Origin of the sequence: Phragmitibacter flavus (assembly GCF_005780165.1) — a bacterium.
GTDB lineage: Bacteria > Verrucomicrobiota > Verrucomicrobiia > Verrucomicrobiales > Verrucomicrobiaceae > Phragmitibacter > Phragmitibacter flavus.
The window spans coordinates 1-8570 of sequence record NZ_VAUV01000034.1 but is presented as its reverse complement, the minus strand read 5'-3'; the positions used below and the strand labels follow the sequence as shown (position 1 = coordinate 8570).

Sequence of the window (8570 nt, the reverse complement as noted above, 5' to 3'; positions counted from 1 at the left end):
GAATGCAAAGCGCCTCCAGCCAGGGGCGCGAGGTGCAAAGTCGTTTATGTAGAGCCATGGCATTGAGGTCGGCCAAGCCTCGGGCGCGGGCACGCGCTGAAGTTTGCTCAAGGGACAAGCCTCCACCGACATGCATAAGTAGCACCCGCAATAGCTGCTCTGCCGATGTGATCTGACCTCGCCGTCGGCGCATTGCACCGTGAAGCCGGGCATCTTCATCCAAGTTTTCAGGAAGAAAGTGCCGCAGCACCTCCCACTCATCCTCGACCAAAGTTCGCGGTTGCATCAGCCAACATAGCCAGCTCAATGCATACTTCAACCTTTAGGTATATGCTTATGGGCTACAAGCCTGTGTCACGGGGGGCAGGCTTACTTTTTTTGCATGCTGCGGATGCGGGCGTTTTCTTTTTCCAGGGCTTCACCGGTCACAGGGAGGGGTTCGAAGGTGGGGTCAGGGATGAGTTCTTCGTCCTGAGGAATGGTGCGCAGGCGGAGGTGGCGGAAGGCGACTTCCTGGCCGTGGTCCTGAAGAGAAAATTTGCTGCCGCGTCCGGTGAGGTCGCCGCCGCGGATGCGGAGGATTTCGACTTCTTTGGCCCATTTGGGGTCGGTGTAGTCGAAGGAGATGACGCGTTCTTCGTTGAGCCAGTGTTCGATGACGGTGCCTTTGCAGATGATGCGGGCAGTGTTCCATTCGCCGACAGGGCGGGTGGCGCGTTTTTTGGGGGGCATGCAGAAGAAGAGGGAGGCGGCGGACTGGCGAGGGTTGGCTCCATAGACGGGATGGGCGTCGTCGAGGATTTGGTATTCCACCTGGCCGGGTCGGTAGTAGAGGCCGCTGTTGCAGAGTTCGGTGACCTTCCATTCGAAGCGGAGTTCGAAGTCGTCAGGGACGGTGTTGGCGTCATAGATGAGGGAGCCGCCGGAGCGTTTGCGGACGAAGGTGTTGTCTTCGATTTCCCAGTTGCCTCTGTGGGTCCAGCCGGTGAAGGTTTTGCCGTCGAAGAGGGGGGTGAAGCCGAGGGTTTTTTCGGCGGGGTCGAGTTCGAGGGCTGGGGCGAGGAGGGGAGTTAGGAGGAGGAGGATTGTGGTGGCGAGTGTGGTTTTAAGGGTCATGAGAAAAAGTTCTTGGTTCTTGGTTCTTGGTTCTTGGTTCTTGGTTCTTGGTTCTTGGTTCTTAGTTGGGGGCGTGAAGGAGTGCGGAATGCGGAGTGGGCTGATTACTTTTTCTTGGAGGCTTTGATGATGTAGTCGATTAGGGCGTCGAGCTGATCGGGGGTGAGGATGGCGCCGATGGGGGGCATGAGATTTTCGGGGTAGCCGTCGCTGAGGAGGGTGTTGGGTTCGAGGATGGACTGGCGGAGGTAGGTGGCGTCGGCTTTGATCTCGCGGGTTTTGCCGGTGGTGTCGCGAACTTTTCGGGTGGAGCCGATGAGGCCATGGAGGGTGGGGCCGGCGAGGGGGGTGCTGTCGAGGCTGTGGCAGGTGGAGCAGAAGTTTTGGTAGAGGACGCGGCCGGTGTCGGTTTTGGAGAATTGGAAGAAGGGGGTGGTGGTGGCGTTGGTGTGGGCCGGAGCGGGGCGGATTTCGCCGGGGAGGTTTTTGGGGATTTGGTTGACGGTATACCAGAGGTCGCCAGTCCAGAGGGGGAGTCCGGATTCGGAGGGGAGGCTGGTAGGGAGGCGGACGTGGATGACTTCGTTGAGGGTGAGGCCGGGGAGTTCAATGAAGACGCGGCGTCGGTCGGTGGAGACGGTGGCGGAGCGGACTTCGGCGATGCGCGGTCGGACTTTTTGGCCGCCGTAAGTTTGGGTGCCCTGGTAGCCCCATTGGGAGACATGGTAGCCGGCGGGGTTCCAGCCGTGGTCTTGGGCGAGAGGTTGGGTGAATTCGATTTCGAGTCCGTTTGCCTTAAGGCGGGCGGCGAGGGGTTCGAAGACGGGTTTACCGTTGTAGCGGATGCGGCTGAGTCCGCTGACGCGTTTGATGAATTCCTGGTCCTGGCCGCGGGCGATGCCGCCGGCGTAGAGGTCGCCGTTGGGGCCAAATGCGAAGCGGTGGAAGAGGTGGCGGAAGCCTTGGGAAAAGGGGAAGACGGCTCCTTGCATGATGCCGTCGACTTCTTCGAGGAAGACGCGTTGCAGCCCGCCGAAGGTGGCGTCGCCGAAGAGGACGTGGTTGGCGTAGGGTCCCCAGGTGGAGGGGAGGAGGATGGGTTCGGTGGGGGAGCTGGCGATTTCGCCTTGGGGGAGCCAGACGGCTGGCGGGGTGGGTGATTGAAGTTGGTCGAGGGGATGCCAGGGGGGGATGCTGCGGAACTGGTAGTGGGCGCCTTTTTGAAGGTGGATGAGTTTGTTGGCGGGGAGCCATTCGCCCTGGTTGTCGGTGATGAGGATGGAGTCGTTCGGGCCGAGTCCGATGCCGTCGGGGGTGCGCAGGCCGCCGGCAATGATGTCGGTTTTGCCGGTGTCGATGTGGACTGCAATCGCGCTGCCGCGCAGGGGGGCCTGGTAGTTGTCTTTGCCGCGGGCGGCCATGCCGACGCTGGAGGAGAAGTAGAGGTGGGAGTCTTTGATGACGGCGCCGAAGAGGTATTCGTGGTAGTCCATGGTGGCGGGCCAGTCGTGGGCGAGGCAGCGGTAGGTTTCGAAGAGGCCGTCGTTGTCGTGGTCGAGGAGTTCGGTGACTTCGTTTTTTTCGGTGACGAAGATGCGGTCGTTGGTGGTGGCGAGGCCCATGGGTTCGGAGAGGCCCTGGGCGATGTGGCGGATGGGTGGGGGGGGCTCACTTGAAAGGGTATCAAGATCGAGGGAGTAGAGGTCGCCTTCCCAGGTGGTGAAGAGGAGTTCGGTGGGGCTGCGCAGGGCCATGCCGCTGATGCGCAGGGTGAGGTCGGGGGTGGCGAGGTCGAGGTATTCGAGGGCGGGGTGGAGGGCGTTGAGTTTTTCGCCGAAGCCGGGGGTGGCGGTGGGGGCGGGGGGTTCCTGGAGGTTGGGGATGAGGGTGAGGTTGCCGGGGGTGTGGCCTTTGAGGATGAGTTTGCGGAAGCGAACGGGGTGTTGGTATTTGGTGCCGGAGGGGGGCACGAGGAGGATGAGGAGGGGGAGGCCGGGGCGGACCTGGAAGGTGCCGAGGTCGGCGTGGGTGAGGTGGTTGTTGTTGTCGGAGTCGGGATTGGGATCGGCGGTTGGGGGGACGTTCCAGAAGTGGTCGTGGCCGTCGAAGGAGAGTTGATAGGCCTGGTTGAGGGGGCGGGCGCTGGCGTATTCGATGGAGACCTGGACGTCTTCGGCTTTGGCGGCCTGGATATACCAGCCGATGATGGCACCGCGGCCGCGGGTGATGTTGAGGATGTCGCCGGTGTAGGTGTTGGGGCCTTTGGAGAAGATGTTGGTGGCGGGGAGGTCGAGGGTGGCGGATGGCTCGGATGCGGTGAGGGTGCCGCTCAGCAGGAAGAGAAGGAGCAGGGCGGCGGTCTTCATGGTTTGGTGAGGGTGAGTCGGTGCCAGTCGGTGCCGGTGATTGCGGGCGAGGAAGATGGGGACCAGGTCCATGTGGTGTCGAATGGGGGTAGCAGGGATTCGTTGGCGGCGAGGGGGGTGGCGCGGAGTTCGCGCAGGACACGATCCGATGCAGGTGCGGCGGCGAGGGGGATGCGTTCGTGGAGGTTGATGATGTGGGTGTCGTGGCGCAGTTCCCAGCGCAGTTCGATGTGGTCTTGACGATGGGAGCAGCCGAGGTAGCGGATTTGCAGTGGCAGGGTGGAGTCGCCGCGCTGGAGTTTCCAAGGGGTGTCGGAATCGTCTTTGAACCACGAGGTGCCTGTGGATTTGGTGGTGAAGTCCTTTTTTATGAGACCGGATTTGCCTTTGGGAGCCTGCCACGTTCTGAAAATGGTGGCGCGTTCGAGGTCGTAGCCAAGCCAGGTGTTGTCGCCTTGGCGGATGGCGAGGGAGCGGGGTTTGCCATCGAGACTGAGTCGGCTGATGGTTTCGGGGTCGAAGGGCAGCGTGGCCGGGGGTGGTTCGGCGGCATGAGTTGCCGCTAGCAGGGTGGTGGCGATGAGAGACAGGACGAGGCGGGACATGGGGTCGGCTTAGTAGTAAGGGCCGACGAGGGGGTTTTTTGCAGGGGAAGGTCAGTTGGGGGCGGTTGGGGCTGGGAGGTGGGATGAACGCCGTGATGCCGCCAGTCTTCAGCCGGGCATCGATCCTCTGGAGGGAGGGTTGGCGTTCATGGTCGGAAAGTCACGAAATCGAAGGCTCCCAGCACTTTGAAGTCCCGCTCGTTATTGGTTATGATCCGCTTCACGCCAGCGCTGTGAAACGTCGCCGCCAGCATGGTTTCCAGCAGACGTTTGCGACCGAGTTGGTAGCGTGTCAACCAGGCGAGAAAGTTTGTCACCGTTTGGTCATCGGGAAATACCCGCATTACCTCTGCGGCCTCCCACCAGTGCTCTGCCCGGCTGATCGCCGCTGCCGTGGTGAGTGGCTGCGGCATCCGCTTACCGTCGGTCACGATGTGGATAAACTCCGCCAGGGTCTGCGGTGCCAGCGCCAGATCATGACCGTCGTTTAGCAACGATTGCAGCAAAGCGTCTGCCTCGCGGTGAAACGGATGATCCGTCACCTCAGCCGCGACCAGGAAGTCCGTATCAATCCCGTGCGTCATCGAGCATGTCTCCCAATAGATCGTCTTCTGCGCTAATGGCCTGAATCGGCCCTCCGACACTGACTGGCCTCCGGTCTCTTAGGGAAGTCCGTCGCTGCATGTGCAGTTGCCGGAAGCTCTCCATCGCCTCCCGGATCAACTCCGAGGCTTTCCGATCTGTCTTCCGAGCATACTCCTGAAAATCTTCATAAACCGGCTCAGATACATTGATGGTTATGGTTTTCATACATTGAGATTAATGTATCGCACCTCGTTTGTCCAGAAGGGGGGCGCATCCTGTGGCATGATTTGATGAAAGTGGTTCCGGCCAGTCAATCATTGCCGCCATTTTGAAGTCTATTAAATATGGACGATCGTCCATAGATTTTAAGGGGCAGGATTAGGCAAGATAAGAGGATGCCCTCGCCCGATCCAGTTCTGAGTAAATTTGGAATTCATGTTAGAAACCTACGCGAAACCCAAGATCTGACCCAAGAGCAGCTTGCTGAGCGGGCCAAATTGGACATCACCTACATTTCAGGAATCGAACGTGGATTGCGCAACCCAAGTTTATTGTCGCTGCTCCGGCTGGCGAAGGCACTTGGGGTCTCGTTAAAGCAGCTCACAGAAGGAGTGGAGTTGTGATGGATTCGCCACCGGCCTCCACCTTCATTGACTTGTTCTGTGGCTGTGGAGGCTTCAGCTTGGGTGCACCCGGCACTTTGAAGTCCCGCTCGTTAGTGGTCACGATCCGCTTCACGCCAGCGCTGTGAAATGTCGCTGCCAGCCTGGTGTCCAGCAGGCGTTTGCGACCGAAATCCCGGGCGTGATGGAGCATGCCTCCGAGCAGATGATCTTCTGCGGTAATTGCCTGAACAGGTCCGCCGACACTGACCGGCCTGGGGTCTCTTAAGGAAGGCCGTCGCTGCATGTGCTGTTGGTTGAGCTGTCAATCGCCTCCCTTGGTGAAATGTGTCACCAGTGGAGGTGGCAAACAATTGCAAAATACGGAGCCGTTCAGGTTGCCGACCTGGATGTGGATCAGTGTGCCATCAACACTTCATTTGGTGCGCGCCGCGATGCGTTGCCGGAAATACGTTTCCTCTGGAGTGTGCGTCGTCATTCGGTCGTGGAGTCCAGCCCACTGCGCATCAGAGGGGTAGAGTTCATTGTCATCCAGCTCCCCACGCTCGCTTCGTCTCCATGCCTCGGCGGCATAGGGTTTCATCTCCTCCGTCCAGCCGGAGTCTTCGCATTCATATCCGTCTGGATGGAGGCCGGGTTCGAGATAGGAAAGGGCGAACCAAATCGATAGGAAGACTTTTTTCGATAGGGGTTGCTGAAATTGGCTTTAGTCGAACTGAAACCGTTTCCTATGCCTCCTCAAGAAATCCAAATCTGGTGGAATTGCGTCTTTTGGTATTTGAAGTGGCTGGCTGATGAGAGCTTCGAAAGATGTAACGATGGCGGCAGCTGGCAGGAAGTTCAAAAGGCGTTTTGACAGGACAAGGCGCAGTTCGTCATCGAAGGTTATGAACCCTTGGTCAAACGCCGCGTCGTGGAGACGGTTGAGGGAAATGCCGTTTCGCACGTCGATGCGTTCTGCCTCATGAGCATGCCAAGGCAATATGTGAGAGGCGATGAGAAGTTCGCGAACGGGAAGTCCGGTGAGAGCGCATCGATTGTCGTAATTGTTTAACACGACATCCCTAAAATAACCCTGCCCGCGCCGTTGTTTTGAAAAGCTCGTTGCTTCGGTAGCGCCATTGGGTGCTTTAGGGACTCGGCGTATGCCGGTGCCGGCGATAACTTCTGTGGTTTCATCCTCGGCTTCGACGAATAGATCATCGAAATACTCCTGGCTTAACGCAACCATCGCAACTGCGTTTGAATGAAATTCGTCCCAGATTTCGCGGTCTAACTTGCTGGCGCCTTTGAGGCCGACGACGCCACGTATCTGCTGAACGGGGTCACCCGAGGCGAGGTTGAGAAGCTTCATTGCCACTGCGTTGGGAGTGCGTCCTATGCGCTCGGCAAGGTCAATGATTACAGGCTGACGGTGATCGATCTGACCAAAGCGCAGTTTGTGATAAATATTGAGGAGGATTAGCAGCTCCTTCCTGGTCCACAAATTTCCAGATGCCACGATGGATTTTGATCTCATGACGCTTCCTGATGCATGCTTAAATTTCGTGTTGTCATGTGTCTTTCACCTGGCTATACAGTCCCAGCAATCATGAGATACAATCCAGCTAACGACACTGACGTAGCTTCCGTTTTCTGCATTTGTATCAACACACATCTCGACGAGGCGGTGCCGTTGGTCAAAGATGAAGATGGATATGTGGTTTTCGGCTCAGAGTTGGAAGCGCAACGCGAGATTGCCGATTGCATGATTACCCGCCTACAGGAGTTTCTGGACGGTGAACGTGAATTTGATGATGCGGTCAACTGCCAAGAATTTGTTCTGGAGTTGGATCAGCGAAAAGACAGTATCGTTGCGGGCAATGACAGAGATCGAAATCACGTTTCTCGTTAAATCCGATGATAAAAGATCCTTTCGCGGTGCTGCGGCACGACGGATTTCGCATTGATGATCTACGTGTAGATGGTGTAGTCTAGTGCCTTTTCCAACGTGTCCTTAATGACGGCGAACGCCCTGCCCTTGTCGTGCCCTTTGAGGTTCTTGACGTTCTCCAAGACGAAGGCCGCCGGGCGGTGGTGATCGAGGATGTCCGCGATGGAGAAAAACAGGTTGCCCTGCTTCACGTGGTCGAAGCCATGCAAGCGCCCGAGGCTGTTCTTTTTGGAGACTCCTGCGATGCTGAACGGCTGGCAAGGGAACCCGGCACAAAGGATGTCATGCTGGGGGATGTCTCCGACCTTCACCTGATTGATGTCGCCGTGCGGGCGCTCCCCGAAGTTCGCCTCGTAGGTTTGTTGGCTGAACTTGTCGTAGTCGCTTGAAAAGACGCACTTTCCACCGGCTTTCTCGAAGGCGATGCGGAATCCGCCTATGCCACAGAAGAGGTCGATAAAGTTGAGAGGATCGCGCATCCGGTCGCGGGGCAACAAGGATACGGAATTGAAGATGATGGGGGTTTTCAAGGAACTTGGCGTTACTGGTTGGAGACGACATCTTGAAATCAAAACACCCAAAAAAGATTCACAGGAGCAGAGGTTGAAGGTGCGGCCCGATTTTGTGTTTCGGAAGGCGAGGGTCGCGGTGTTTGTTGATGGTTGTTTCTGGCATGGCTGCCCCAAGTGTTATGTCAGTCCGAAAGGGAACCAGGAGTTTTGGGACACGAAGAAGGCGACGAATGCTGCGAGGGATCGGAAGGTGAACCGGATTCTTAAGGCGGCGGGGTGGAAGGTGGTGAGGGTTTGGGAGCATGAGCTCAAGCGCGTGAATGAGAAGAGGTTGAGACTGAGGTTGAGGAGGGTGTTTCCGGAGGGTGGGGTTGGGGGGAGACGTGAGGTGGGGGGGTGGTGAGGTTCTTTGTTCTTTGTTCTTGGTTCTTGGTTCTTGGTTCGGAAGTGGTGAAATGCGGAAGGCGGAAGGCGGAAGGCGGAAGTCGGAAGGCCAAAAGGGGGGCTTGGGGGGAATGGGGGGAATGGGGGATTTTTGGTGACGGACAGGATGTCCGTCAAACGCACAGACTGGAAGTCTGTGTTACGGGTTCTGGACTGGCGGATGAGCGGCACCGCGACCGGGCAGGCAGGCAAAATGCCTGCCTCACCCACAGGCTGCAAGCCTGTGTCACGGCACTGAGGCCGGTGCGGAGCCCGGCGCTCCGTTCGCATATGAAAACATGAAACCAACCAGTGAAAGTCCAGGTCTTCGAGGTCGATGCTCCTTGATGGTAGTCGAGTGTAACTGCACGGCTGCGAAGTCGTGTGGAGAGAAATACGAGACGAAA

General features: G+C 57.9%; 10 protein-coding genes and 2 pseudogenes. 3 read left to right on the top strand and 9 right to left on the bottom strand.

All coding sequences use genetic code 11. The features are described 5' to 3' along the window. The 5 genes and pseudogenes from FEM03_RS24885 to FEM03_RS24105 form a co-directional block, all read right to left on the bottom strand. A pseudogene (locus FEM03_RS24885) lies at positions 1-286 on the bottom strand (IS4-like element ISVsp14 family transposase); the annotation flags it as partial. A gap of 83 nt (positions 287-369) precedes the next feature. Beyond that, positions 370-1116 carry a 3-keto-disaccharide hydrolase gene (locus tag FEM03_RS24120; RefSeq protein ID WP_138088993.1) on the bottom strand — a complete coding sequence of 249 codons (747 nt, stop codon included), beginning with the start codon at positions 1114-1116 and terminating at the stop codon, positions 370-372. 104 nt (positions 1117-1220) lie between these two features. Further along, complete coding sequence (locus FEM03_RS24115) at positions 1221-3554, bottom strand: c-type cytochrome (protein WP_138088991.1); 2334 nt, start codon at positions 3552-3554, stop codon at positions 1221-1223. Further along, entirely contained in the window at positions 3479-4087 is a 609-nt protein-coding gene (locus FEM03_RS24110; protein WP_138088989.1) for a type 2 periplasmic-binding domain-containing protein, read from the bottom strand. Before FEM03_RS24110 ends, FEM03_RS24115 begins: the two co-directional genes overlap by 76 nt. A gap of 146 nt (positions 4088-4233) precedes the next feature. Further along, positions 4234-4671, bottom strand: coding sequence for a type II toxin-antitoxin system VapC family toxin (locus FEM03_RS24105; RefSeq protein WP_138088988.1), 438 nt, complete (start codon positions 4669-4671; stop codon positions 4234-4236). A 396-nt stretch (positions 4672-5067) separates the two neighbouring features. On the opposite strand from FEM03_RS24105, the gene FEM03_RS24095 reads away from it, so the two are divergent. Next, positions 5068-5295: a helix-turn-helix domain-containing protein gene (locus FEM03_RS24095; protein ID WP_138088985.1), complete on the top strand. Its 228-nt coding sequence runs from the start codon at positions 5068-5070 to the stop codon at positions 5293-5295. On the opposite strand, the gene FEM03_RS24090 is transcribed toward FEM03_RS24095, so the two are convergent. From FEM03_RS24090 to FEM03_RS24085, 3 genes are all read right to left on the bottom strand, one after another. After that, the gene (locus FEM03_RS24090) at positions 5273-5488 is read right to left on the bottom strand and encodes a hypothetical protein (protein WP_138088983.1); all 216 of its coding nucleotides are present in this window, start codon (positions 5486-5488) and stop codon (positions 5273-5275) included. The two genes, FEM03_RS24095 and FEM03_RS24090, sit on opposite strands and share 23 nt — an antisense overlap. A gap of 222 nt (positions 5489-5710) precedes the next feature. Beyond that, positions 5711-5878: a hypothetical protein gene (locus FEM03_RS24615; protein WP_166443112.1), complete on the bottom strand. Its 168-nt coding sequence runs from the start codon at positions 5876-5878 to the stop codon at positions 5711-5713. A gap of 123 nt (positions 5879-6001) precedes the next feature. After that, complete coding sequence (locus FEM03_RS24085) at positions 6002-6814, bottom strand: HNH endonuclease (RefSeq protein ID WP_138088981.1); 813 nt, start codon at positions 6812-6814, stop codon at positions 6002-6004. Positions 6815-6886: 72 nt separating this feature from the next. Here FEM03_RS24085 and FEM03_RS24610 point away from each other — a divergent pair, with 72 nt between their 5' ends. Then, complete coding sequence (locus tag FEM03_RS24610) at positions 6887-7189, top strand: hypothetical protein (RefSeq protein ID WP_166443111.1); 303 nt, start codon at positions 6887-6889, stop codon at positions 7187-7189. 62 nt (positions 7190-7251) lie between these two features. Here FEM03_RS24610 and dcm read toward each other — a convergent pair. Beyond that, a pseudogene (gene dcm, locus FEM03_RS24080) lies at positions 7252-7707 on the bottom strand (DNA (cytosine-5-)-methyltransferase); the annotation flags it as partial. A 34-nt stretch (positions 7708-7741) separates the two neighbouring features. Here dcm and FEM03_RS24075 point away from each other — a divergent pair. Further along, positions 7742-8143, top strand: a complete 402-nt coding sequence (locus FEM03_RS24075) for a very short patch repair endonuclease (RefSeq protein ID WP_240772896.1) — start codon at positions 7742-7744, stop codon at positions 8141-8143. The last annotated feature ends 427 nt before the right edge of the window (positions 8144-8570 follow it).

Bases quoted from the DNA above. Each gene is read 5' to 3' on its own strand.
- FEM03_RS24615 (WP_166443112.1), bottom strand. From the start codon at position 5,878: ATGAAACCCTATGCCGCCGAGGCATGGAGACGAAGCGAGCGTGGGGAG.
- FEM03_RS24095 (WP_138088985.1), top strand. From the start codon at position 5,068: ATGCCCTCGCCCGATCCAGTTCTGAGTAAATTTGGAATTCATGTTAGA.
- FEM03_RS24610 (WP_166443111.1), top strand. From the start codon at position 6,887: ATGAGATACAATCCAGCTAACGACACTGACGTAGCTTCCGTTTTCTGC.
- FEM03_RS24110 (WP_138088989.1), bottom strand. From the start codon at position 4,087: ATGTCCCGCCTCGTCCTGTCTCTCATCGCCACCACCCTGCTAGCGGCA.
- FEM03_RS24075 (WP_240772896.1), top strand. From the start codon at position 7,742: ATGATGGGGGTTTTCAAGGAACTTGGCGTTACTGGTTGGAGACGACAT.
- FEM03_RS24105 (WP_138088988.1), bottom strand. From the start codon at position 4,671: ATGACGCACGGGATTGATACGGACTTCCTGGTCGCGGCTGAGGTGACG.
- FEM03_RS24090 (WP_138088983.1), bottom strand. From the start codon at position 5,488: ATGCTCCATCACGCCCGGGATTTCGGTCGCAAACGCCTGCTGGACACC.
- FEM03_RS24120 (WP_138088993.1), bottom strand. From the start codon at position 1,116: ATGACCCTTAAAACCACACTCGCCACCACAATCCTCCTCCTCCTAACT.
- FEM03_RS24115 (WP_138088991.1), bottom strand. From the start codon at position 3,554: ATGGACCTGGTCCCCATCTTCCTCGCCCGCAATCACCGGCACCGACTG.
- FEM03_RS24085 (WP_138088981.1), bottom strand. From the start codon at position 6,814: ATGAGATCAAAATCCATCGTGGCATCTGGAAATTTGTGGACCAGGAAG.